This window comes from Polyangiaceae bacterium (genome assembly GCA_020633205.1).
In the GTDB taxonomy this organism is placed as follows: domain Bacteria; phylum Myxococcota_A; class Polyangia; order Polyangiales; family Polyangiaceae; genus JAHBVY01.
In genome coordinates, this window is sequence record JACKEB010000011.1 from 189,631 (window position 1) to 213,177 (window position 23,547).

At 63.9% G+C, this 23,547-nt stretch carries 19 protein-coding genes; 11 read left to right on the forward strand and 8 right to left on the reverse strand.

Features of this window, described 5'->3' with window-relative positions; genetic code table 11:
- Nucleotides 1-170 precede the first annotated feature (170 nt).
- Together H6718_07500 and H6718_07505 are read right to left on the reverse strand one after the other, a co-directional pair.
- Nucleotides 171-3,281, reverse strand: a complete 3,111-nt coding sequence (locus H6718_07500; protein MCB9585226.1) for an efflux RND transporter permease subunit — start codon at nt 3,279-3,281, stop codon at nt 171-173.
- On the reverse strand, nt 3,278-4,417 hold the full coding sequence (locus H6718_07505) for an efflux RND transporter periplasmic adaptor subunit (protein ID MCB9585227.1): 1,140 nt from the start codon (nt 4,415-4,417) through the stop codon (nt 3,278-3,280). The genes H6718_07500 and H6718_07505 overlap by 4 nt, the downstream gene beginning before the upstream one ends.
- Nucleotides 4,418-4,516: 99 nt before the next feature.
- On the opposite strand from H6718_07505, the gene H6718_07510 reads away from it, so the two are divergent.
- Nucleotides 4,517-5,221 carry a response regulator transcription factor gene (locus tag H6718_07510; protein MCB9585228.1) on the forward strand — a complete coding sequence of 235 codons (705 nt, stop codon included), beginning with the start codon at nt 4,517-4,519 and terminating at the stop codon, nt 5,219-5,221.
- Nucleotides 5,218-6,567, forward strand: coding sequence for a HAMP domain-containing histidine kinase (locus tag H6718_07515; GenBank protein MCB9585229.1), 1,350 nt, complete (start codon nt 5,218-5,220; stop codon nt 6,565-6,567). Before H6718_07510 ends, H6718_07515 begins: the two co-directional genes overlap by 4 nt.
- On the opposite strand, the gene H6718_07520 is transcribed toward H6718_07515, so the two are convergent.
- A complete protein-coding gene (locus H6718_07520; protein ID MCB9585230.1) occupies nt 6,564-7,151 on the reverse strand; it encodes a hypothetical protein in 588 nt (195 codons plus the stop codon). The two genes, H6718_07515 and H6718_07520, sit on opposite strands and share 4 nt — an antisense overlap.
- Nucleotides 7,148-8,437 (reverse strand): ATP-binding protein, encoded by a 1,290-nt coding sequence (locus tag H6718_07525; protein MCB9585231.1) that lies wholly within the window; start codon nt 8,435-8,437, stop codon nt 7,148-7,150. Before H6718_07525 ends, H6718_07520 begins: the two co-directional genes overlap by 4 nt.
- A gap of 122 nt (nt 8,438-8,559) precedes the next feature.
- Here H6718_07525 and H6718_07530 point away from each other — a divergent pair, with 122 nt between their 5' ends.
- The 6 genes from H6718_07530 (at nt 8,560) to H6718_07555 (ending at nt 14,513) form a co-directional block, all read left to right on the forward strand.
- Entirely contained in the window at nt 8,560-10,125 is a 1,566-nt protein-coding gene (locus H6718_07530) for an alkaline phosphatase family protein (protein MCB9585232.1), read from the forward strand.
- Nucleotides 10,126-10,297: 172 nt separating this feature from the next.
- A complete protein-coding gene (locus H6718_07535; GenBank protein ID MCB9585233.1) occupies nt 10,298-10,969 on the forward strand; it encodes a hypothetical protein in 672 nt (223 codons plus the stop codon).
- 104 nt (nt 10,970-11,073) lie between these two features.
- Nucleotides 11,074-12,324 (forward strand): hypothetical protein, encoded by a 1,251-nt coding sequence (locus H6718_07540; GenBank protein MCB9585234.1) that lies wholly within the window; start codon nt 11,074-11,076, stop codon nt 12,322-12,324.
- Nucleotides 12,325-12,332: 8 nt separating this feature from the next.
- Nucleotides 12,333-13,022: an OmpA family protein gene (locus tag H6718_07545; GenBank protein ID MCB9585235.1), complete on the forward strand. Its 690-nt coding sequence runs from the start codon at nt 12,333-12,335 to the stop codon at nt 13,020-13,022.
- Complete coding sequence (locus H6718_07550) at nt 13,019-13,729, forward strand: TlpA family protein disulfide reductase (GenBank protein MCB9585236.1); 711 nt, start codon at nt 13,019-13,021, stop codon at nt 13,727-13,729. The genes H6718_07545 and H6718_07550 overlap by 4 nt, the downstream gene beginning before the upstream one ends.
- Nucleotides 13,730-14,192: 463 nt before the next feature.
- Nucleotides 14,193-14,513, forward strand: coding sequence for a four helix bundle protein (locus H6718_07555; protein MCB9585237.1), 321 nt, complete (start codon nt 14,193-14,195; stop codon nt 14,511-14,513).
- Between the two features lie 55 nt (nt 14,514-14,568).
- Here the strand turns inward: H6718_07555 and H6718_07560 are convergent, their stop codons facing one another.
- Both H6718_07560 and H6718_07565 read right to left on the reverse strand, forming a co-directional pair.
- Nucleotides 14,569-15,084: a GNAT family N-acetyltransferase gene (locus tag H6718_07560; GenBank protein MCB9585238.1), complete on the reverse strand. Its 516-nt coding sequence runs from the start codon at nt 15,082-15,084 to the stop codon at nt 14,569-14,571.
- A complete protein-coding gene (locus tag H6718_07565) occupies nt 15,084-15,911 on the reverse strand; it encodes a hypothetical protein (protein MCB9585239.1) in 828 nt (275 codons plus the stop codon). Before H6718_07565 ends, H6718_07560 begins: the two co-directional genes overlap by 1 nt.
- 349 nt (nt 15,912-16,260) lie before the next feature.
- Between H6718_07565 and H6718_07570 the strand changes: the two genes are divergently transcribed.
- From H6718_07570 to H6718_07580, 3 genes are read left to right on the forward strand one after another with little or no spacing between them, the layout of a single operon-like run.
- Nucleotides 16,261-18,087 (forward strand): hypothetical protein, encoded by a 1,827-nt coding sequence (locus H6718_07570; protein ID MCB9585240.1) that lies wholly within the window; start codon nt 16,261-16,263, stop codon nt 18,085-18,087.
- Complete coding sequence (locus H6718_07575) at nt 18,084-19,679, forward strand: serine/threonine protein kinase (GenBank protein ID MCB9585241.1); 1,596 nt, start codon at nt 18,084-18,086, stop codon at nt 19,677-19,679. The genes H6718_07570 and H6718_07575 overlap by 4 nt, the downstream gene beginning before the upstream one ends.
- Nucleotides 19,679-20,563: a hypothetical protein gene (locus H6718_07580; GenBank protein ID MCB9585242.1), complete on the forward strand. Its 885-nt coding sequence runs from the start codon at nt 19,679-19,681 to the stop codon at nt 20,561-20,563. Before H6718_07575 ends, H6718_07580 begins: the two co-directional genes overlap by 1 nt.
- A gap of 2 nt (nt 20,564-20,565) precedes the next feature.
- Here H6718_07580 and H6718_07585 read toward each other — a convergent pair whose 3' ends face one another.
- Together H6718_07585 and H6718_07590 are read right to left on the reverse strand one after the other, a co-directional pair.
- Nucleotides 20,566-21,408, reverse strand: a complete 843-nt coding sequence (locus H6718_07585; GenBank protein ID MCB9585243.1) for an SDR family NAD(P)-dependent oxidoreductase — start codon at nt 21,406-21,408, stop codon at nt 20,566-20,568.
- Between the two features lie 33 nt (nt 21,409-21,441).
- Nucleotides 21,442-23,454 carry a hypothetical protein gene (locus H6718_07590; protein ID MCB9585244.1) on the reverse strand — a complete coding sequence of 671 codons (2,013 nt, stop codon included), beginning with the start codon at nt 23,452-23,454 and terminating at the stop codon, nt 21,442-21,444.
- Nucleotides 23,455-23,547: the final 93 nt, after the last annotated feature.

Consider the following 23,547-nt stretch of genomic DNA (forward strand, 5'->3'; position numbering starts at 1 on the left):
GTTGGCCCTTGACCCGAAAGCTGCCGCGCGGTTCTCGTATGCAAAACACCCGAGTCACGACTTTCTGTATTCGAGTGTAGGTTGGGGTGAGGCTGCCAGGTCTGTCGCCACTGACGCTGCGCTGCGCTTGATCTGCAGCGCCCTGATGTGAGCGGGACGCACCGCAGCCCTCACTCTGCGGGGACTGGATCAGGCTCGCGCGAGCGCGCTGCCCATTCTCGCAGCCTTTCCATGTAGAGATAGAACACCGGGGTAACGTACAGCGTGAGCAGCTGTGAGAAGAAGAGCCCGCCCACCACCGCAAGGCCCAGGGGCTGACGGGACTCCGCGCCGGCGCCGATCCCAAGCGCGATGGGCAGCGTGCCGAAGAGCGCAGCCATGGTGGTCATCATGATGGGGCGAAAACGCACGGCGCAGGCCTCTTGAATTGCGTCCTCCGCATTCACGTTCGCATCCGCGCGGCGCTCCACGGCGTAGTCGACCATCATGATGCCGTTCTTCTTCACGAGGCCGACGAGCAAGATCACGCCGACGAACGCGTACACATTCAAGTCGTGACCAAACACCAGCAGCGTGACGAGCGCTCCGAAGCCGGCGAAGGGCAAGGCGGAGAGGATCGTGATCGGATGCAGTGCGCTCTCGTAGAGGATGCCGAGCACGACGTAGATCACGAACACCGCGACCAACAGCAAGAAGCCCAATCCGGAGAGCGACGACTGAAACGCCTCGGCAGAGCCCTGGAAGGTGGCGGTGATGCTTGAAGGCAACGTCTCGTTGGCTTTGCTCTCCGCCAGGCTCACCGCTTCGCTCAGCGAGTGACCTTCTCGCACGTCGAAGGAGATCGTTGCCGCGGGGAGCTGACCCGAGTGATTCACCGAGAGCGGCCCCACCGACTGATCGAGCTCCGCCAGCGACAAGAGCGGCACCAGCTTGCCGGAGTCGGAGCGAACCCGCAGCTTGGACAGCGCGTTTGGTTCGCGCTGGGTGCGCGGGTCCAGCTCGAGGATCACCTGGTAGCTATCGCTCTTGGAGAAGATGGTGCTGATCTGCCTCGAGCCGTAGCCGCTGTAGAGCGCGTCTTCGATGCGCTCCACCGGCACACCGAGGGCCGCGGCACGGTCGCGATCCACCTTGACGTCGACCTGGGGGCTCTCCAGCTGCACGTCACTGGTGACGTCCCGCAGGATGTCGGACTTTGCGAGCTCCGCCGTGAGTAGGGGCGTGTACTTGAACAGCTCAGTGGGGGACGAGCCTTGGAGGGTGAGCTGGTACTCGCTCTTCGTGCGGCGGCCGCCCAGGCGGATTGGCGGTGGCACCGAGATGAAGGCGCGCATCCCAGGTAGGTTCGCCAGCTGACGGCTCAGATCCTGTGCGATCTGCTCGGAGCTCTGCTTGCGCTCCGAGCGCTTCTTGAGGCGGATGAACATGCGGCCCTGGTTCGAGCCGCCGCGACCTCCACGGGCGCCGGCGATGGCCATGAACGCCTCGACATCTGGGTGCTTGCGGACGACCTCCGCCATCTGGATGGTGCGATCCCTCACCCCCTCGAACGAGATCCCCTCCACCGCTTCTGCGGTGATGTTCACCTGATCCGTGTCTTCGGTAGGCAAGAAGCCCTTCGGCATGTGCTGAAAGAGCCAAACCGTTGCCGCGAGGATCACTCCGGAGAAGAGCATCGTCAGGCGACGATGACGGATCACTCGGGCGAGGCTCCTCGTGTACGCGTTCGCGATGCGGTCGAAGGCGCGCTCCGTCAAGAGATAGAGTCGACCGGGCTGCTTCTCGTCCTTCGCTGGGCGCAGCATGCGCGCGGCCATCATGGGCGTCAGCGTCAGCGACACGAAGCCCGACACCAAGATCGCGATCGCGATGGTGATCGCGAACTCACGGAACAAGCTCCCAAGGATGCCGCCCATGAACAAGAACGGGATGAACACCGCCGCGAGGGAGATCGTCATCGAGAGGATGGTGAAGCCGATCTGCTTGGAAGCATCGATCGCCGCTTCGAAGGGTGCTTGCCCTTCTTCGATGTGACGCACGATGTTCTCGAGCACCACGATCGCGTCGTCGACCACGAAGCCGACGCTCAGGGTGAGCGCCATCAACGACAGGTTGTTCAAGGAAAAGCCCAGGGGCTGAATCAGCGCGAAGGTGGCGAGCACCGCCAACGGCATGGAGAGGCTCGGGATCAGCGTGGCCACCGCCCGACGCAGGAACAAGAAGATGACGAGGACGACGAGCACCAGCGTCAGGATCAACGTGAATTGCACGTCGTGCACCGCGTCCCGAACGCTCAAGGAGCGGTCGAACAACAGCTCGAGCTCCATCGATGCTGGTATTTCCTGGCGGAACTTGGGCAACAGGTCACGCACCCCCTGAGCGACCTCCACGGTGTTCGCGCCGGGTTGCTTCTGGACTGCCAGCACCACAGCTTGCTGGAGATCCTGTGGATCCCCACGCCACGCCGCAGTCTTGTCGTTTTCGACGCTGTCGAAGGCCCTTCCGATGTCTCGCACGCGCACAGCCGCGCCATCGCGGTGGGCGACGATCACGTCTTGGTACTCCTCGGCGTGTTCGAGCTGGCCGTTGGTCTGGATAGAAAACGCCTTGCGTGGTCCCTGTACGCTGCCGTTCGGCAGGTTCACGTTGGAGCCTCGTACCGCGTCGGCGACCTCGTCCAGCCCTACGCCTAGCGTGGATAGCCGCCCTGGATCAGCTTGTATCCGCACGGCATACTTCTGGGAGCCGTACACCTGTACCTGGGCGACACCTCGCACCTGGGAGATCGACTGCGCCAGGCGACCCTCGGCGTACTCATTGACCTTGTACAGCGGCTGCGTCGCGGAGCTCATGGAGAGCAGCAACACGGCTTCGTCCGCTGGGTTCACCTTCTTGTAGCTGGGTGCCGAGGTCATGTCTCTCGGCAGGCGCGGGATGGCGCGACTGATCGCCGCCTGAACGTCCTGGGCTGCGGCGTCGAGATTTCGCCGTTGATCGAACTGCAAGGTGACGTTGGTCGCTCCTTCCGAGTTCTCCGAGCTCATCGAGGTGATGCCGTCGATGCCTGAAAACTCACGCTCCAGGGGCGTGGCCACCGAAGAGGCCATGGTCTCCGCGCTCGCGCCGGGCAGGCTCGCTCGCACCTCGATGGTTGGGAAGTCGACGTTCGGCAGTGCGGCGACTGGCAGGTTCAAGTACGCGAGCACACCGAACACAGTGAGCGCCAGCATGACCAACGTGGTGGCCACCGGGCGGCGAATGAACGGAGCGGAGAGGTTCATCCTTCACCCCCCTTACTCGGCGCCGGTTGGGCGGGCGCCGCGTCGAGTACGCTGACTGGAGCGCCGTCGCGCAAGCGTACCTGGCCGTCCGTTACGACTTGCTCTCCAGCATTCAAGCCGGCCCCGACGAGCACCCAGTCTTCGGTGCGTCGCACGACCTCCACTTGTCGAAGACGCGCCTTGTTCTCCTGATCGATGACGAATGCGTAGGGGCCGTCTTGCCCCTCTTGCACGGCGCCTTCTGGCGCGACGAGCGCCTGCTTGTCCACTCGCAGCACGAGCTTCACATCCACCGAGGCGCCGGGCCAGAGCTGCTCCGCGTCGTTGTCGAAGCGGGCCTTGAGGGCGATCGTGGCGGTGCTGACGTCCACGCTGTTCTCGATGAAGGTGACGGGGCCTTCGTAGCTCTGCTTGGAGTTGCCGCGAGGATTCACGATGGCGCGTAGCTCGCCCTTGGCGAACTGTTCACGGATCGCACTCAGGAAGCGCTCCGACACGGAAAAGCGCACGAACACCGGCTGGGTATTGCGGATCACGACGAGCGGCGACGTCGTCCCTTGAACCACGAGATTTCCGCGGTGAACCAACAGCGTACCTGTGCGACCGCTGATCGGCGCCACGAGTCGGGTAAAGCCTAGCCTGAGTCCGGCGCTCGTCAGCTGGGCTCGGGCCAGGCGCACTTCGGCTGCGGTGGCGTCTGCCAGCGCGCGAGCCGCCACAAGATCTTGCTCGCTCGCGATGCCAGACTTGACCAGGCGCTCGGTGCGTTCGGCTTCTTGCTTGGCCTGGGTCGCTGCCGCTTGGTTCTTGGCGAGCGCCGCCGAAGCTTGCGCCCGAGACGCTTGATACTCTCGCGCGTCGATCGTGAAGAGCAGCTGCCCTTGCTTGACCGCTTCGCCCTCTTTGAAATGCACCTCGGTGACCAGGCCGGTTACCTGCGGCAACACGGATACGCTGCGGTTGGCCTCCACGCTGCCAAACGTCTGCACGCTGAGCGGTAGGTCGCGGTGTTCGACCTTTCCCACACGCACGGGAGCTGGCTTCGCTCCTGCCTTGGCAGCCTCACTGCGTGAGCACGCGATCACCGACAGCAGCGCGAGCGTGGCAATCACGCCACGTAGACCTCTGGTTATCACCTCTTCTGCCTAAGCCCGGCTGCTGTCGCCAGTCTTACCGGAATGTGTCGGAATGTGTCTGGCGCAGTCTCGCCACACGCCTCATGTAAGCTGGTGCTCATGGACCTCGGCAGGCTGCGTGTGTTGCTCGTTGAAGACGACACCAAGTTGGCTCGCCTCACCCGGGACTACCTCGAGCAGCGGGAGATCGAAGTCACGCTGGTTGGCGACGGTATCAGCGCGGTTTCCGAGGCATTGCGCGGTGAGGTTGACGTGGTCGTCCTCGATTTGATGCTGCCCGGGCGCGATGGTTTCGAAGTGTGTCGGGCGATCCGTCAGGAGTCCCACGTACCAATCATCGCGGTGACAGCGCGAGTCGAGGTGGCTGACCGCGTCCTGGGGCTGGAGCTTGGCGCCGACGACTACATGACGAAGCCGTTTGCGGCGCGCGAGCTGCTGGCGCGTATCCACGCGGTAGTCCGGCGAGCCAGGGGCAAGGCTGGACCACCGCCTCAAGAACTCAAGGTGGGGCGCTTGGCCATCAACGTCGCGAGCCTCACCGCGACGCTGGATGGTGAGCTGCTGCCGCTTACTTCCTACGAGTTCGCGCTCTTGCGTGCCCTGGCAGAGAACGCTGGCCACGTGCTTGGGCGTGAGCGCCTGCTCGAGCTCGCCAAGGGCAACGCCGAGGACGTGTTCGACCGTTCGATCGACGTGCGCATCTCGCGTTTGCGCCAGAAGCTCGGTGACGACCCACGGCAGCCCGCCTTCCTCAAGACCGTGCGCGGCTCTGGTTACGTGCTCACGCCGGGGCACGAGCAATGAAGCCGGCGTTTCGCGCACGCCTGTTGTGGCGGGTGTACTTCTTCGGTTTCTTGATGTTGCTTCTGGCTGGTGGCGCGAGCTTCGTCGTGGGGACCTACGTGCTCAAGCCTGCCGTGGAGAAGCCCGCGCGACCTGCCACCGCCTGGATCGCGTGGCACCTCTTGAATCAAGAGGCGCGGGGCGAGCCCATCGAGGAAGAGCTCGCGGATCTCAAAAAATCCCGCGTGGAAATGACCCTGTTCACCGCCGACGGCACGCTGATCGCTTCCAACGCGGAGATACGTCCCAAGGCGCTTGGGGCGCGCGAGCTCGCGTGCTTGGCCACTCAAGAAACAGTCTTCGCTGACGGAATCGGCCTCGTGGCAAGCCGCGATTCCGGGGGTGAGGTGAAGCGTTACGCATACATCGCCTACCCGCAGGCTGAACTACCCCTTGGAACCGGCATCGCGCAGCTCCTCGCCGCGCTTGGCGTGCTGGGGCTTTTGTCCATTCCGCTGGCGCGCTCGATCACGGCGCGCCTGGAGCAGCTCACCCGGGCGACGCGCGCGTTCGGCGCGGGCGACTTGAAGGTGCGGCTGAAGAGCCAGCAGCCAGATGAAATCGGCGACCTCACCCGGGCCTTCGACGAGATGGCAGAGCGCATCGTCCAGCTCAGGCGCTCGGAGAAGGAGCTGCTCGCCAACGTCAGTCACGAGATGCGCACACCGCTGGCGCGTATCCGCATGGCACTAGACCTGGTGCGAGACGGCGACGTCAACCGCGCCTCGACCTACCTGGCCGACATCGAAGACGATTTGCACGAGCTCGAGCAGTTGCTCGATGACGTGATGACAACGGCGCGCCTCGACCTCGCTCGCGGCGAGGTTGGAGACTCTCAAACACCCCTGCACGTCGAGCAGCTCGAGGCGATCTCCGTGCTCGAGGCGGCGTGTGACCGCTTCGAGCGTCGCTATCCGGATCGCGCTTTGGTCCGTGACTTCAGCGAGCCCCTACCGTTGATCCAAGCCGATCCGACGTTGCTCCGACGGGTGCTCGACAACCTGCTCGACAACGCCGCCAAGTTCTCGAACCCAGAGGAGGCGGTGAAGCTGTCTGCCGCGCGGGATGAGCAAGGGCTCGTCGTCGAGGTCCAGGACCAAGGTCATGGGATCGCAGAGAGCGATCGCGCTCGCGTCTTCGAGCCGTTTTTTCGGGCAGACCGCAGCCGGGACCGAGCGACAGGTGGTGTGGGCCTGGGACTCGCATTGGTGAAGCGGATCTTGGAAGCTCACTCGGGCAACGTGGAGATCCGTGACGCCGCGCCTCAGGGCACGTGCTTCCGCGTCACCTTGCCGGCTGCGAGCTAGCGAGGGTCGCCGATGTCGCCTTGTTTCCGTACGGCGGCGGCGATGAGGGGAGCAAACGCTTGGAGCGCCTCGAGCGAGATCAAGCCGTCCTGGTACTTTTCGTACCAGCTCCTCCGTTGACGAATGAAACGCTCGTCATGTCGCAATCCCAATTGCTTCAGCATGAACTCTGCCTGCGCTCGTTTGGCAGGTGGGATGCGGTCGGTGGCAACCAGCTGAAGAGACGGGAGCAAGATCTCGAACCAGCCCTCCTCGACTCCGTAGGGATCGAGGAGGGACGTTGAGCGCGCGTGCCGCTTCTTAGAGTTCATGAGCTCAGAGGCAAAGCGGTAGTTCGTCCAGTCGAACGCGCGACCCCTGTCTTCGTCGATGCTCACGAAGTGATCGACACTCCCCACAGGCGTGAGCATGGCGGAGTAGGCGCACAGCTCTCTGAATCCTCTTCGAAGGTCGTTGAGGAAGGGCTTCCAGTATCTAGAGGGAGGACGCCCGTTGGTAGGGTGCTCGGCCAGCCACGTATTTCCAGGAGTTTGCGCCCGAACTTCGAAGTCAGCGGGTTGTGCCACTCGCTCGAAGCGCATCATGGTGTGTCTCGGTTGGCGACGATCCAGCGGGGCCAGAAATGGTCGTGGTCCGGCAGCAGACGCAACAGCTCCGCGTGGATTGCGCCCCTCGTGTTGAGGTTGGGTGGCAGCGCAGTCGCTTCCCCACGCATGAAAGCTTCCGCGGCCTCGATAGCTTTCTCCGCCTCGACGGAGCGCCCCTGCTGAAGCCCAAAGCTCTCGGAGACCAGCCAGTTCACCACGTCACCCTGACGTACCCAGGGCAGCGGAACTACTTCCGCACGGTTATCTTCATTGACCGTGAGGTGGAGGAGTTGGTCGTGCTCCTCCTCGAAGGTCGGCTCAAGGGAAGCGAGCACGAGCGGCGAGTGCGTGGTGACGATGGTCTGAACCGCCAGCGACTCGCTCAGCTGTCTTTGTGCTTCCAATAGCGCGGGGAGGATCAGTCGTTGCCAGCGGGGGTGCAGGTGGTTCTCGACCTCGTCGACCAGAAGCACGAGCTGATCGAGTGGCTGCACTTTTCGCAATCTGGCGGCAGTTGAATGCTCCCGCCATGTCCATACGAGGACGTAAGCGAGGCCCAAGATTCTGCGGACGGCGGCGGAGGCGTGAATGATCGGCACTTCCCCCCCGGCCGTGGCCAGGACGGGGAAGTCGCGCGCGTCGTCGACGTAGACTCGCTGTCCCTTCTTCAACGCGCGGAGTGGTTCCGCGGGGGAAAGCGATGAGACGATCGCTGAGAGTTGTTCGAACGTGGTCCCATCCGGCTCAAAAGCCCAGTGCAGCCAGTCGTGAACCAGTCCCTGAGACACGAGGGCTCCGCCAGGCTCGCGGTCAAGCTTCAGGCCCTCCCACACTTCGCTTGGCCGAAAGTGAAAACAACTCGACCGTCCTAAAGCAGGAACGCGGAAAGGTCTTCGGAACTCCTCCCCGGTGCGCAATGGGTCGGAGACCGAGAAGCCGCCGTCGACCCTTGCGTACACGACCAAAGTGTTCGACGGACCTCCGGACACCTGTGTGTCATTTTTCCAAAGTCCTTCACCAAACTGATAGCTGAACGTTTGCCGGGCGTTGGGTGGAAGCGAAGTGGAGTCCACCCATTCAAGTAGCGCGCCATCCTCAGTGGGTATCAAGCCTCGTCCCGGCCAAGCCGCAGGCCACGTCCTGGTGAGGGCGTACCACGCAGCGTCCAACGCAATCGACTTGCCGAGCCCATTGTCGCCAGTGATCACGTTCATCCGCGGATGAAACTCGAAAGTGGTGTCAGCGACTGGGCCGATCTCTTTGAGTCTGAGGCGTTCGAGCATGACTTCTTGTGGGGGACGTCGATCGTCGGGCTCTTCCATTGTAGGGGATCTGTCGGGAGGAAGTCTGCCCCAGTTGCTGACCAAGTTGTCCTCACCCCCAAACCCGGGCCAGGATGCTTGGGATGAGTGAATCGCCGGAGCGGGTGCATGGGTTCGATCTCGAGCTCGAACGGCACTTGGCCGCTATGGGTAGCGTCGGCAGTCGTAGCGCGAGAATTTGGCTGCGTTCAGCCAATGTGCGTCCGCTGAAGGTGCGGCTGCGGGCGGAGGGCTTCGAGGTGCGATTCGAGCTCAGCCTGCCGCGCAGCGACTCCACGGACCATACGTACTCACTGCATTACCCTACGGATTTTGATGGGGCGGACCCGCTGACTCCGAGCACCTGCTACCAGCTGCGTTTGGAGCTGGACGATGGCGAAGAACTGACGCTGGAGTTCGAGACAGCGCCCGAGGTGCATGAGTACGCGGACCCTTTCAGCATCGCAGTGATCTCCTGCCACCAGCCGTTCGATCCCCGAGGCAAGCTCACGGAGACCGCGACACACTTCTTGGACAAGCTGCCTGAAGCCTTCGAAGAGCACCGGGTGAAGCGCGTGCTCTTGATGGGTGATCAGGTGTACGCCGATTGCCCGACGACCCGCTCGCTCTTCGATGATGGCTATTTCCGCGAGGTGATGCCCAGGGGCATGAACTCGCTGTTCGATTGCACCCGCGAGGAAGTGCGGCGGCTGTTTCAGGATCGCCACCGGCTGTTCTTCAGTGCGCCGGGTTTCAAGCGTCTACAGGAGAAATTCCCCTGTTATCCGATCCTGGATGACCATGAAATTCGCGACAACTTCGGCTCCGCGACGGAGCACCGGAGCGCGCGCTTTGCGGCGATCAAGAGCGGCGCGCTGGACGCATATGTGGACTATCAAGCCAGTCGACTAGATATCCCACAGGTGCGGACTCAGCGCGGCTATCACTTCGAGTGGGACTATGGCCCGGTCGCCGGCTTCGTGATGGACTTGCGCTCTCACAAGCGCAACGACGGCGACCGCATTCAAATGTTCGACTCGCGGCAGTTTCATGAGCTGCGCGCCTTCCTCGAGCGCAATCGTGAAACGTCGGTGGTCGTGTTGGGCTTGAGCGTGCCCTTGGTGCACATCCCCGATTGGATGGTCGGGGCCGCAGCGCTGATGCTGGGTGAGCAGAGTGACGCCGCGGATCGCTGGTCCTACTTGAAGGCTCACGGAGCGCGGGATGAGCTCTTCGAGCTCTTGTGTGAGCACCAGCTCGCGGCGCCGAAGCAGCGCTTGATCATCGCCGCCGGTGACGTGCATGTGGGCGTCGCCGGTCTGATTCAGGTTACCGATACCGAGCGGAAACAAGAGGAGAGTCTCCGCATGTACCAGCTCGTGTCCAGCGCGGTGAGCAACCTGGAGAGCCCAGTGAAGACCTGGGCAGCGAGCCTCTTGCCCTTGATGAAGCGGGGGCTCAGCGTGGCGTCTGACGATAGCCGTTACGCCTCGCGCTTCGACCTCTTGCAGGGCATTGGCGCGGCGAAGCAAAACCCAGTGCCGGAGCTGAATGCGGGTTTGATCCGCGTGGATCCACGGGAGGGTGGCTATGACGTGCGCATCCAGCTGCTTGCACCAGGACGCGACGGCAAGGCCATCGAGGTGTTCTCGAGCGGCGCGCTTGGCTGAGGCTTCGACATCACGCGCGACACGTGTGGGGCGAAAAGCCGCGAGCCATGGGTCTCCTGCGTGCGGCGATTAAGCTGAGATTTCAGTAGTTTGCGCTCACGCATCAGGTGGCACGTGCTGTGCTCCATTCGGGATGGCGCCGCACCGACCCGAGGCGCGCAGGAGATCCCACATGACCGACCTACACGAGGACAAACTAGAGACCCTTGGACTCGATTCGACCACCTACCGCGCGCTGCTGATGCTGCCCGCCGTGTACGTCGCGTGGGCGGGGGGCACGCTGAGCGCCGGCGCTGCTGCGGGCCTCGAGCAGATGATGAAGGATCTCGAACTCAACGAGCGTGCGGTGAGCGTCGTGAGGCGCTGGCTACGCGAACGGCCCTCGGCAGGCTACGTGAGCCACGCGCTGGCGGAGCTGCGGGACCTGGCGAGCGCCGTGGACGAGCCGCAGATCGACTACGACTTGCTACAGGCGTTGATGAGCCACGCAGAAGCGGTGGCTCGGGCTGGCGTGAGTGATCCTCGCGCCGCTGCCGCGCCCTGGGCTTTGAGCCGCGAGGAAACGCAAGCCATCGACCAGGTGGCGCGCATCCTGGGCGTCGACCACGGACAGACGTGGGCGGACCTGATGCAAGAGCTAGGCGCCAGCGCGCAAATGCCACAGCCCGACCCGACCCACTCCACAAGCCAGATCCGTACCAAGATCGTGGATGGCGTGATTCAGGTCGGCTCCACTCAGGCGCTTGGCTTGGCTGATACCGTGCCAGCTCAACCGTCACCCGCGGTTCGAGTGGACCCGCCCCGTCCCCATCGCGATCAACACGAGCGTGAAAGCCTGATTTGATTCTGGAAGTGGGGTGACTACGCCCCACGCCTGACCTGAACGCGCGATGCGGAGTCGAGTGCTCCGCTTGCGCGTTTGCTTTGGTTGTGAGCAAGGTTCCGCCCATGAAAGCACGTCTCCCCTACGGAGTGTCCCTGCTTGGGGCGCTGCTCGGGCTGATCTTTGGCTTTTACTCGACGCTCGACTACTCAGCCCACCTGGATCGGCGCCTGCACGACGTGCACTGCAGCTTCATCCCCGGGGCTGCACCGACGTCCGAAGCCGAAGCTTGCCGTGCGGCAATGTATTCGCCCTACTCCGCGTTCTTCAAGGACGCCTACTGGGGCGGCATTCCGATTTCCCTGTTCGCCCTGGGCGCGTTCAGCTTCTTTCTCGGCTTCGCCGTGTATCTGGTCGTCGCCGGCAGCAGCGCACCCAAGCGCTCCCGGGTGTTCTTTGCCATCGTCGGCAGCACGCCGCTGTTGGTTTCTCTTGGCATGCTCACCATCAGCCTGACTCAGCTCGGGTCGGTGTGTAAGACGTGCGCTGGGATCTACATCGGCTCTACCTTGCTGGCGATTGGCGCTTGGTGGGGAGCCGCCGTGCCACCTGCAGTCGCTGCGAAGAAGCCGGTTGGCAACGTGGCGCCGACTTTGGAGATGGACGGCTCACCCAAGGGCAAGCCTTCCCCGGCGCTCAACTACCTGTTGCCGCTCGGTTGGCTCGCGGCGTTGGGGTTGCTCACGCTGCTGCCCTCCCTGGTGTACGCCGGTCAGGTTCCGGATCACCGACCGTACTTGAACCAGTGCGGCAAGCTGAAGGTGGCGGGCGCGGAGAAGGACAAGCTGGTCAAGCTGGTGACACCTAAATCCGTGCGGCAAGCGACCATCTTCGAAGATCCGCTGTGTCCCACCTGCCGCGCCTTTCACGAGCGCCTGGTGCACGAAGACATTTTCGACAAGCTGAACGGCGACCTCGCGCTCTTCCCCCTGGATACCGAGTGCAACTGGATGCTCGACACCGCGCTCCACCCCGGCGCGTGTACCGTGAGCAAAGCGGTGATCTGCGGCGAGCAGCCCCGCGCGGTGCTCGACTGGGCCTACGAGAACCAGGACCAGCTGACCGCGGCTGGCAAGGCCGGCAAGGATCCGCTGCGCGCTGCAATCCAGGGGCGCTGGGGCCCGCCGATGATGAACTGCATCGACAGCAAGGCGACGAAAGACACCTTGAATCGTCACCTGCAGTTCGCCGCCGCGAACTCGATCCCCGTCTCCACCCCGCAGCTCTATTTGAGCGGGCAGCGGGTATGCGACGAGGACACGGACATTGGCTTGCGCTACACGCTCGGCCAGCTCGCACCGGAGCTCTTCAAATGAACAAGTGGATTGGACCCGGAGTCGGCGCTGCCGTCACGCTGATCGTTGCAATCACCGGCCTTGGCGTCGTGAGCTCATCGGTGAGCTCCGCGAAGGAACGCCTGGTCGCGCCCGAGGCAGAGAAGCCGAAGGTTGCAGTCGCGAACCAGGCAGAGGTTGGCTACTGCACGCCGCGCTTCAAAGAGGTGCTCGAGCGCGTGCTGCATTCTTGTGGCTTGTCAGCGGGTGAAGATCGCCGCGGTTGCAAGCCGGCCGACGTGAAGACATTTGCGTCGATCAGCGATGAAGACTTCAACGAGCTCTTCACGCCCCTCAAGGAGCGCGGCGCGGTGTTGATGTTCGACACCGGCAAAGACGAACTCGACCCCGCAGCGCAGAAGCTCCTCGACGAGAAGTGGTTCGAGCGCAAGGGCGCCCGCTACTTCTTCGTGGTCGCGCGCGCTTCGAAGACGGGTACTCAATCCGCGAACCGCGCGCTCTCTCATCGGCGCGCCAACTCGGTCATGTTTCACATCAAGCAGACCGCGAAGGACGATCCCGAGGTCGACAAGAAGGTCGGCCTCTTGTGGCTCGGCAACGAGTTCGCGCAGTTCTCCAAGAGCTACTGCGCCTGGAACAACTCACGCCCCGACAAGAAGTGCGACGAAGACGCCATCAATCGCTCCGCCTTCGTTTCCTGGGTAGACTGCCGTCTATGAACCTCCTGCTCACGGGCGAGCGCGCCTCACGTCGCCCCCAGCGTTTGCTCAGCTCCGTCTGCTTTTTTTGGGGGTTAGGTGCGCTGCTCCTCACCGGGTGCGACGAGGAAAAGCCCCAGACGAGCGTGACCCGGGATCGCAATCAGGCGGTACTCGCGAAGACATCCGCCGAAGCAAACTCGGAGCCGAAGCAAGCGCCGAGCAGCGCAAAGACGGAGAACCTCACCCCCAAACCCCATAAGGCGTTGTGCGGCGGCAAGCTCAGCCCGGGCTACGCGTTGCCCGACACCAAGCTCGACCACGTAGGCAAGGCGAGCGGCGATCTCGTTCCCGCAGGGAAATGGGTGTGGCTCAACTTCTGGGCGGCGTGGTGCGAGCCCTGCAAGGAAGAGATCCCGCGGCTCTTGGGCTGGCAAAAGACGCTCACCGGCGAAGGCAAGAAGTTCGCCGTCTCGTTCATTACCCTGGACGACGATCAGCGCCAGCTGGACGCCTTCCTCAAGGGTCAAAGCAGCGAGGGCCTACAAGGCAGCTACTGGCTGAAAGAGGGCAAGCCGCGAGAGAGCTGGCTCACCGCTGCGAAGCTCGACCCGGATCCCAACTTGCCGTTTCATGTGCTGCTCGACCCGAAGGGCGAGGTGCGGTGCGTGATCCAGGGAGCGGTTGAGGATCGGGATTTGCCTGATTTGCGGAAGTTGATTGAGTAGGGGAGCGGGTTCGGGTTCGGGTTCGGGTTCGGGTTCGGGTTCGGGTTCGGGTTCGGGTTCGGGTTCGGGTTCGGGTTCGGGTTCGGGTTCGGGTTCGGGTTCGGGTTCGGGTTCGGGACGGCGTGTTTCCGTGGGGTTACGTTCCGCCGTCTCTTGCCGACTGGCCGGGCGTTGGCTTCGCCTCGCCCGGCAGTTCCGTTAGGCTAGCCGGCATCGGCTTCGCCTGGCCGGCAGGCTCGTAAGGCTGGCCGGCGTCGGCTTCGCCTGGCCGGCAGGCTTTCTTCAAGGCTGGCCGGCGACGGCTTCGCCTGGCCGGCAGGCTCGTAAGGCTGGCCGGCGTCGGCTTCGCCTGGCCGGCAGTTTCCGTGCGGTTTTATACTCTAACTCTAACTCTGACTCTGGCTCGAACCCGAACCCGAACCCGAACCCGAACTCTCTGAGGGTGATCGAAAGGAGTCACTCGATGCTCGAAATCTATCCGTTCATTCTCGAAACCATCACCCTCATTCAGCCGCTATCGAACCGCATCTATCGGGAGGATCCGGACTTGGGCCGCCAACTCAAACGTGCGCAGTCGTCCATCGCACTGAACGTCGCGGAGGCTTCGTACAGCCGCGGGCGCAATCAGGCGGCGCGCTTTCACAGCGCCATGGGTTCCGCCCGGGAGACGCTGGCATGTCTCGAGGTTGCTGCGGCGCTCGGTCAAGTTGGCCCCGTAGATGAGTCGTTGCGCAAGCGTTTCAACCGCATCATCGGCACCCTTCACCGGCTCGCCATCAAGTAGCAAGCTTGGCGTGGGTCGTCGGCTCACGCCAACGAACGTTGCGCCCGGTAGCGAATCACAGCTCCCGGGCGTAGTAGACCACGTCCGGGTGTGGGTTGTGATAGTACGACGGTACCTCACGGAAACCGAGGCGCTGATACAGCCCGTTTGCGGCGTGCATGCTGCGCAAGGTGTCGAGTAACATGCGGCGGTAGCCGAGCTCCCGAGCTACTTCGAGGATTGCGGTTCCCAGGCGCACGCCGAGGCCTGTACCGCGGGCGTCGGGGACCACCCAAAGGCGCTTCATTTCGCAAGCTTCGTCAGCGAAGGGGCGCACCGCGACGCAGCCCATGGGTTGCCGTGCGGGAACAGCTGACGGCGCGCCCTGTCGCCAAGCCACTAGCAGCTCACCACCAGGGGCACCCGCCTGAGGGGGCGCGTACTTCCCCGGCAGGCTGTCGAGCTCAGCCTGAAAGCCCTGAAAGCTGAGATCGACTCCCAGCCACTCGGCATAGTCGGTGAACAAGCAGCGCGCGACGTCGTACGCCAGCTTGTCGCGCGCTGGCTCCAGCACGATGGGGGCGTCGCTCATCAAGCAGCGGAATCTGAGTCGGATTTCTTGGGACGCAAGATGAACAGGCCAACTCCGAGGATCAGCGCGGCAATCGCCACCCAGATCAGCGGGCTCAGCGGAGGGTCCGGCGGCTTTCGGTCCTTCACGGGGGCGGCGTTCGCGAGGGCCGAAGGGATTGCTGGAGTTTCCTGCGAGGCGGCGCTGGGAGCGAGGGTCGGACTGTCCCCGTTGCTGTCCACGTGATGGCTCAAGGCCAGGCGCACACCGGGTTCACGCGCCGGCCCTCGGCACGCGCCGCGTGCTGGACAGTCGACGCGCTCCTCTACGTCACCGTCGAGGCCGTACTCGAGCGCGATGCGTTCCAGCTGAAACGAGTCCGGTGTGAGTTCTTTGATGCGCAACACCTCGCGCACCGAGCGGATCTGCGACTCATAGTCGACGCTCGAGTCGCCTCCGAGTGCCAGCCCCGAGTCGAGGGCGTGTGCCGCCTTCAGGCGCTTGAGGCCTTCCTCGTTTCCGATATTCCTCGGGATGTCGACTTCGTTACCGGGAGGAATTGCGTAGACCCGGGCGTCAGTGAAGCGCGGAGGCGTGAGGCCGATGACGTCGAATGGCGCCAGCCCGATTTCAGGTACGCCGGCGCTGAAGTTGTAGGGGTAGGCGACGATCTTCCAGCCCGCGAAGTCCGCTAGGTTCGAGATCACGACTCGCCGCTCGACCGGCCGACGATCGTCAAGCGCGAGGTCCGCGCGTGCTGCGCGCGTGGACAACACCAAAGCCAACAAACTGAGGATCCCGGTGATGATTCGCAGTTGGTGCGGCAAAGACGGCTTGTGTAGGCGCATGTCAGAGGATTCCAGCGACTAAGAGCACTTGCAGTAGGCGCTCCAGGTGGAGAGATCAACCGATCGGAGGGGTTCGAAGAGTGAGCAGCCCCGCTGCCCCGCTGGGCGACGAAGTCTGGGTTCGCATAACCGTGACGAAAAAGTCAGTTCGCAGTGCCTCCGTTGTCAGGACGCTTGACCGCTTTCAGTTGGGCGGGACCCGATCCTTTGGATATCCTTGAGAGGTTCTGTTTCAGATCAACGATCAATCGAAGCTTTTTCGCTGCCGCGCTGTAGGTGACCAACGCTCCGGTATGCCTCCGGTCAGGCGGGGGTCCTCAGCTGTCCCGAGCTGCGAAGGACGTGCGCAGTGGTCATGTTGAAGGCGCTCAAATCCGTTGCCGTGGGGATACTTGCCTGCTCCGTGTTCGGAGTTGGCGGGTGTACGCTGATCGACAACAGCGACCTCGGCGCGGGGGACTCCAGTGACGCCGGCGCGAGCGGCGGTGACGGTGGCGTTGGTGGGACCGGCGCGAGCGGTGGCAGTGCGGGCAACGGTGGCAGTGCGGGTAACGGTGGCACGGGCGCTAGCGGCGGAAGCGGTGCGACAGCAGGCGCGGGGGGCGACGCAGGTAGTGGCGGTACGGGCCCCAAGAGCAACGGCGATCCGTGTGCGAATGGCAGCGAGTGCGACTCTGGGTTCTGCGTCGACGCCGTGTGCTGCAACAAGGCGTGCGACGGGAGCTGCGAGTCGTGCAGCGCCGCGAGCAAGGGCACCGGCACTGACGGCGTGTGTGGCCCCGTGGCTGACGCCACGGATCCCGACGATGAGTGCACCGATGAGGGTGCGACGAGCTGCGGGCAAAACGGCTTCTGCGATGGGGGTGGCGCTTGTGCGCTTTACCCTGCGGATACGCAGTGCACGGATTCGTCCTGTAGTGGTGGCGTGCGCACGCTGCCGAGCACCTGTGACGGCGCAGGTACCTGTCAGGGTAACGGCACTGAGAATTGCTCTCAAGGCAGCTGTTCAGGGCCAGTGTGCCTCGGGCAGTGCCAGGTGGACGGGGACTGCACCAGTGACAAGTACTGCGACACGTTGAGCGGCAACTGCACGCCGAAGCTGCCCAACGGAGATGCCTGCCAGTCGGGCCAGCCGAGCGCCTGCCAGAGCGGCTTCTGCGTCGATGGCACCTGCTGCAACACGGCGTGCAGCGGGAGCTGCTACGGCTGTGGCAGCGGTACTTGCTCACCCCATGCCGCGGGGCAGGATCCCGATGGCGACTGCTCGGCTGATGCGCCTGGCTCGTGTGGTCAAGACGGCGCCTGCAACGGCAGCGGTGGTTGTCGCCTCTATGGTGGCTCGGTTACGTGCGGAAACGCGAGCTGCAGCGGCTCGACCTACACGGGGGCGCCAACCTGCGACGGCGGGGGCAGCTGCAAGACGCCGTCGTCCTCGAGCTGTGGTAACTACTTGTGTGCAGGTAATGCCTGCGGGACGAGTTGCTCTTCCTCCACTCAGTGCGCGAGCGGCAACTACTGCAACACCAGCAACTCCAGGTGTGAAGCGCTGAAGGGCAACGGCAGCTCCTGTGGTGGCGGAGGCGAGTGCAGCAGCGGCAACTGCGTGGATGGCTTTTGCTGCAACACTGCGTGTACGGGCAGCTGCCAAGCGTGTTCCGCGGCCAAAAAGGGCCAGGGCGCCAACGGAACCTGCGGCAACGTGATCGCCGGGCAAGATCCCGATGGGAACTGCGCTGACCAAGGCGCAGCCTCCTGCGGTACGAACGGCCAGTGCAATGGCTCAGGCGGCTGTCAGCTGTACGGCAATGGGACGCAGTGCGTAGCCCAGAGCTGCAGCGGCAGCACGCAGACGAATGCGCGTACCTGCAATGGTTCGGGAACTTGCCAGACCGCGGGAACCAGCAGCTGCAGCCCATACAAGTGCAGCGGCACCGCGTGCGCCACGAGCTGTGGGGCGGACAGTGACTGTGCCACGGGCTATGTGTGCAAGAGCAGCACCGGCAAGTGCATCACGCCCCAAACGCTGGGGGCGAGCTGCTCGCGTACGGTGGAGTGTGCGTCCGGGTTCTGTGCTGACGGCAACTGCTGCAACACGGCTTGCACGGGCTCGTGCAAGATCTGTTCAGGCGGGACTTGTGAGGCGCAGTGCGGTGGAGGCTGCGGGATTTGTCCATGAACTCTGACCCCATCGCCAGCAGCCGGCCCTCGATGTCTGGGCCGCCCATTGTTGTCGGGCGCTACGCCATCTACGGCGAAATCGCCGCGGGTGGCATGGCGACCGTGCACCTGGGGCGGCTCCAGGGTGAAGCGGGCTTTCAGCGTACCGTCGCCATCAAGCGCCTGCACCCGCAGTTCTCGAAGGATCCTGACTTCGTCAATATGTTCCTGGACGAGGCTCGCATTGCCGCGAGGATTCGTCACCCCAACGTGGTGTCCACGCTGGATGTTGTGAACAGCGACGGTGAGCTGCTCTTGGTCATGGACTACGTCCATGGGGAGTCCCTCTCCAAGCTCGTGCGGATTGCCAGCGCCGAGGGTGGCTTCGTTCCGCTGAGCGTCGCCTCGGGCATCGTGAGCCAGGCGTTGCTGGGGTTGCACGCGGCGCATGAAGCGAAGACGGAGCGAGGCGAGCCCCTCGGGATCGTGCATCGAGATGTCTCGCCCCAGAACATCATGGTCGGCGCTGATGGCGTCGCGCTGGTGCTCGACTTTGGCGTGGCCAAGGCAGCCATGCGCGCGAGCACCACTCGCGACGGACAGATCAAAGGCAAAATCGCCTACATGGCGCCGGAGCAGTTCGGTGGCGGCGAGATGGATCGCCGTGTAGACGTGTTTGCTGCCGGGGTAGTGCTGTGGGAGGCGCTGACTTCGCGCAGGTTGTTCGCAGGGCAAGATGTCGCCGAGACGCTCGGGCGCATCGCGTCTGGCAAGGTGGAGGCACCCTCGAAGTTTCGCCCGGAGATCACCCCTGAGCTCGATGCGGTGGTGCTGCAAGCGCTGGCGTCGGACCGCGAGCAGCGTTTCCCCACGGCTTTGGCCTTCGCGGAGGCGATCGAGGGCGCGGTGCGCGTCGCCTCCTCGCGTGAAATCGGCGCTTGGGTCGACACGAACGCCGCGATTGGACTGGGGGAGCGTTCAGCGCGCCTGAGCGAAGTGGAGAGCAGCAGCCACATCGTTGCCAAACCCGTCGCTGTGGCCGCTCCTGTGTCTGCGCGCACTTCGATGCCAATCGTGGAGTCGACGGACCTATCCACGGCGCGCACGCTCGTGGTCGCTCCTGGTCGCCCCTCCGCGTTGCGTAAGGTGCTGGGGTTTGCGGCCGCGGGTTTGGGAGGCGCGGTGCTGGTGCTGCTAATCGTCGTCTTGCTGCGCCCGAGCGGCAACGAGGCGCCGGAGAGCACCAAAGCGCAACCTACCGTGACTCCAGCGCCTGAGTCTCCGCCCGCTGCGGCAGAAGCTGCGGCAGAAGCGGCGCCAAGGGCCACGGAGACAGCAGCGCCCGCCGATTCAGCCGGCGCTGGGTCTGACACCGCGGCAGCGACTGAGGTTGCCAGTCCCGAGTCGGCAGCGAAAGAGCCAGCCAAAGCCGAAGCGGCAGCCGAAGAGCCGGCCAAACCTGCAGCCAAGCAGCCCGCTGCGGCGGCGAGGCCACGGGCGACCACTCATGTGGCGCCTCCAGTCAAGGCAGCAAAGCCGAAGGTCAACTGCAACCCGCCGTACTCGATCGACGCTCAGGGGATCAAGCGGGTGAAACCAGAGTGCCTATGATGTCGGCTTCGTTTCGCCATCGGTGTTTCCGTGGGGTGCTAGTTGCTGGCTTGAGCCTGTTCGCGAGTCAGGCGCTGGCTGACGACACGGCCAAGGTCTGTAGCACCGCCTATGAGGGCGCTCAGGAGGCGCGCAAGCAAGCGCAGCTCGTGAGCGCTCGGGACAAGCTCTTGGTGTGCTCTCAGGACCAGTGCCCGAAGTTCATTCGCCAGGACTGCGCTTCCTGGCTCGAAGACGTGAAGCGCAGCATCCCGTCGTTTGTGATCGTCGCGAAGGATGAACACGGCACGGACGTGATGGATTTCAAGGCGACCCTCGATGGCAAAGCCCTCGAAGGGTCTCTCAGCCTGGCGATCGAAGTGGATCCAGGCAAGCACCAGCTGGTCTTGACCGCCGCGGGGCTCGAGCCCATCGAGACGGAGATCGTCCTCAGGGAAGGCGAGCACCGACGCATGGTGGAGCTGACCTTCAAGCTCTCCACGGCGGCCACCGCGCCGGCTGAGTCACCTGTGGAGGCGACTCAGCAGATCCCCGAGGATGAAGCCGGCAGCGGTTCAGTGCTGCCATACGTCCTGGGCGGAGTTGGTGTGTTGGGCGTGGCAGGCTTTGTCTACTTTGGCCTGAGCGGGAAGGCACAGCGCAGCGACCTCGAGTCCTCTTGCAAGCCTAATTGCACTCAGTCCCAAATCGACGAGGTGGATCAGAAGTTCCTGCTTGCCGATGTTTCCTTGGGGATCGGCGTGGTCTCACTGGGCATTGCCGCGTATCTGTTCTTGAATGGCGGGGATTCCTCTGCTGCTCCCGGCGACCAGGCCAAGCGCCCAGCATTGGACCTGGTGGCGCTGCCTGGCGGGGCGTTTGCAGGCTATTCCGGCCGGTTCTGAGACTAGTCGCGCAGCTTCTTCAAGCCCGACTGCAGCAGCATGATGCGGTCGAGCACTGGCCCGGGCAGCTTGGAGAGGACCGGCAGCGCCGTCGAGCCACGCCCCTGACGCACCAGCCGTGGCGCAGTCTTGGCCAAGGCTTGAGCCAACGTGCGGCGCGCGAAGTCTTCGGTCTCCATCGGCGCCGCTTGGGAGGCGAAGGCGCGCTTCTGGATGTGGTCGTAGATGCGGTGGTACATCGACTGCGGGTTGTCGTAGCGCTTCACGCCTTCCGCGCCGTTATCCGCGATGCTCGAGCGTACGCCACCCGGCTGCACCACGACCACTTCGATGCCGAACGGCGCCACCTCCTGGCGCATCACGTCGCTCAGCGTGTGCACGGCGCTCTTGGTTGCGCAGTACCCCGCGGCAAAGGGCGTGGGCATCACGCCGACCACGCTGCCGATGTTCACGATGCGTCCAGCCTTGCGCCTGGCCATGTGGGGGAACACCGCCTGGCTCACGCTGATCAGCCCGATCACGTTCGTCTTGAACAGCCGATCCAGGTCTTCGATGGGCGCCTCGAGCAGTGGACCGTAGACGTTGAAGCCGGCGTTGTTGATCAGCACGTCGATGTGGCCGTGGCGCTCCACCACCTCGGCGATGGCGCGATCCACACTGGCACGATCGACGACGTCGAGCTGGACCGTTTCGAAGCCTTCCGCTTTCAGCTCATCGAGGCTCTGGGATCGCCGTGCGCTCGCAATGGGGGTGTGCCCCAAGCGCTTGAGCTCGCGCACCAAGCCGAGACCAATGCCCGAGGAACAACCAGTGACCAAGACGATTTGATTCTGCAGCGCCGCCATGGCGCGCAGTCTAAGACACGCGCGCCGGTTTCGTCAGCGGCAGTCCTTGAAGTTCTTCTTCAAGAGCGCCCGGCGTTCATCCAGGTGCTTCTGCCAAAGCACCTTGTCGTTGTACTTGCGGTAGCTATCCACCTCGGTGCGCACCTCGACTTTGTGGGCGTCCACACGTTGGCGATACAGGGTGGAGACGCCCTTCACGTCGCACTTCACCGCGCCGTCCTCCATCGCCAGGAGGGCGCACCAGCCGAGCCAACCGAAGACGCGCTTGCGGTCGGCCAACGCCTGCTGCTGTCCCCAGGCGAACAGCGCGGACATCACCAGCGGGTCGAAGGTGTAGCCGCTCGCGAACAGCGTCTTGGGTTCGATGTCTTCGGGCACCCAGACGCGGATGCTGTCTCCTCCGGGATCCGTCGCGGGCACGCTCGCCGGAGCACCGGGGGCGGCTGCAGGACACAGGCTGAAGTTGCTCGTGAGCTTCGCCAACGTGCAGGCGCGGACGTTGCGCTGCTGAAGGTAACCGTCGGCGTAGCCGATTTCCCAGCTGCGCTGGCTTGCTCCGAGGGCGTCCGACGTCTGGAGAAACTGCTCGGTCATCTGAGTGATGCGCTTGCTGGGGATCCCCTCGGAGCGCGTCGGGTTGAGGACCAAGAGCTTGCCCGCGCCAAACGCTGCGCCGCGCCCGGCGGGGTTCAGGGAGCGGATGCTGCCGTCGATCCACGTGCCGCGCTCACCGGCGGGGCCCTTGAGCCCCGAGTACACTGCGTCGAGGGGCGCCGCGAAGATCGGCTCGATGATCGACGACAAGGTGCCGGTGACCAGGCACTTCTGCGAGTCCATGCCTGGCATGCGGCACGCGCGTTCGTCGAGCCCGGCGAGCACCGCTTGATTCATGTCCACCGCCATCGGCGTACGGATGAAGTTATTTCCGAGCAGAATCTCTCTGAAGTTCTTGAAGTAGGGCTCGAGGATGTTGTTCTGCAGCGGGTCGAAGCGCAACAAGCCGTGGAAGTCGTCCCCCAGGAGCGTGAGCACCGTGCCCTTCTGCGCGCACAGCAGGTCCCACTCGTTCTGCTTGAAGTTGGTCTTCAGCGTCGCCAGGGCGCAATCTTGCAACTTGCGCTTCGGATCACCGGATACGGGCTGGCCCGCCTTGGCGATGCATGCATCCAACGCTTGCTCCTGAGGTGGCGAGGGGGTCTGGTCGGAGAAGTACAGGTCCAGCGCGATGGCGACTAGCGTGCCCACGCTCGAGGTCGCGGCGCCGCCGAAGCGATAGGAGTCGATGGCGGCTTTTTGCTCGGGTGTCGCGTACAGCCGGGCTTTCTCACGCAGCCAGAACAACCCATAGCTGTAGCCCGCCATGAAGGCGCCGTTCGCTGCACCGCCACTCTGAGCAAAGATCGGCAGCTTGGGGTCGCCATCGTCTCGAGGGTCGAGAGCCAAGATCTGACTCGCGTGCTTCAACGAGTCCTTGAAGGCCTGGAGCAGCTCTGGTTTCAGTGGCTTGCCCAGCGCCGCTTGGCCTCGGGTATCGAGGTGGTAGTCGTAGAGAGCGCGCGCTGTGTCTCCCAAGGAGAGATACATGCGCATCTGATCGAGCGCGCTCGGCAAGTTCTTCGGGCAGATGTTTCCCGGAGGAACCGAACCGCCAGCGGCAGTAGCGATCCACGGCAACTTCGGGCTGCAGCTCTCCTCGGAGTTGCCGCTCGCCAGGCACGCCCCATATGCCGTGAGCGCTCCAATGGCCGCGTCGTCTGCTGAGATTTCGTCCAGGCAGGTCGCGGCGGCGTGGGGCTTCTTGTAGCTGATGATCAGGCTTGGCGCGACGCTCGCATCCACGCTGAGCAGCAGGTCCCGCGGCGGAATGGGTTCCACCGTCTTCGGGTAGGCGCTGTCCACGAAGAAGCCGCGCAGCGTCAGCTCGCTGCACCCAGCGCTGGCCAAGGCACAGCTCATTGCGGCGGTCAGGGCGAGGACTCGAGGGGCATGCGGCTGAGAGACATGCAGCTGGGAGGCAAGCAGCTGGGAGGGAAGAGCGCGACGCATGCTCCCGATGTAGTCGAATTGGCTAAAGTTTACTATCCGCCAGCTGGGCTGCCGGCTCCGCTGGGTTGTCGTCGAATGTGCGTGCTGCACCCG

Excerpts from the sequence above, each read along its gene's own strand:
- H6718_07575 (MCB9585241.1), top strand. The coding sequence starts at position 18,084 with ATGAACTCTGACCCCATCGCCAGCAGCCGGCCCTCGATGTCTGGGCCG.
- H6718_07560 (MCB9585238.1), bottom strand. The coding sequence starts at position 15,084 with ATGAGCGACGCCCCCATCGTGCTGGAGCCAGCGCGCGACAAGCTGGCG.
- H6718_07535 (MCB9585233.1), top strand. The coding sequence starts at position 10,298 with ATGACCGACCTACACGAGGACAAACTAGAGACCCTTGGACTCGATTCG.
- H6718_07580 (MCB9585242.1), top strand. The coding sequence starts at position 19,679 with ATGTCGGCTTCGTTTCGCCATCGGTGTTTCCGTGGGGTGCTAGTTGCT.
- H6718_07510 (MCB9585228.1), top strand. The coding sequence starts at position 4,517 with ATGGACCTCGGCAGGCTGCGTGTGTTGCTCGTTGAAGACGACACCAAG.
- H6718_07550 (MCB9585236.1), top strand. The coding sequence starts at position 13,019 with ATGAACCTCCTGCTCACGGGCGAGCGCGCCTCACGTCGCCCCCAGCGT.
- H6718_07520 (MCB9585230.1), bottom strand. The coding sequence starts at position 7,151 with ATGATGCGCTTCGAGCGAGTGGCACAACCCGCTGACTTCGAAGTTCGG.
- H6718_07515 (MCB9585229.1), top strand. The coding sequence starts at position 5,218 with ATGAAGCCGGCGTTTCGCGCACGCCTGTTGTGGCGGGTGTACTTCTTC.
- H6718_07590 (MCB9585244.1), bottom strand. The coding sequence starts at position 23,454 with ATGCGTCGCGCTCTTCCCTCCCAGCTGCTTGCCTCCCAGCTGCATGTC.
- H6718_07565 (MCB9585239.1), bottom strand. The coding sequence starts at position 15,911 with ATGCGCCTACACAAGCCGTCTTTGCCGCACCAACTGCGAATCATCACC.
- H6718_07585 (MCB9585243.1), bottom strand. The coding sequence starts at position 21,408 with ATGGCGGCGCTGCAGAATCAAATCGTCTTGGTCACTGGTTGTTCCTCG.
- H6718_07525 (MCB9585231.1), bottom strand. The coding sequence starts at position 8,437 with ATGCTCGAACGCCTCAGACTCAAAGAGATCGGCCCAGTCGCTGACACC.
- H6718_07500 (MCB9585226.1), bottom strand. The coding sequence starts at position 3,281 with ATGAACCTCTCCGCTCCGTTCATTCGCCGCCCGGTGGCCACCACGTTG.
- H6718_07540 (MCB9585234.1), top strand. The coding sequence starts at position 11,074 with ATGAAAGCACGTCTCCCCTACGGAGTGTCCCTGCTTGGGGCGCTGCTC.
- H6718_07555 (MCB9585237.1), top strand. The coding sequence starts at position 14,193 with ATGCTCGAAATCTATCCGTTCATTCTCGAAACCATCACCCTCATTCAG.
- H6718_07530 (MCB9585232.1), top strand. The coding sequence starts at position 8,560 with ATGAGTGAATCGCCGGAGCGGGTGCATGGGTTCGATCTCGAGCTCGAA.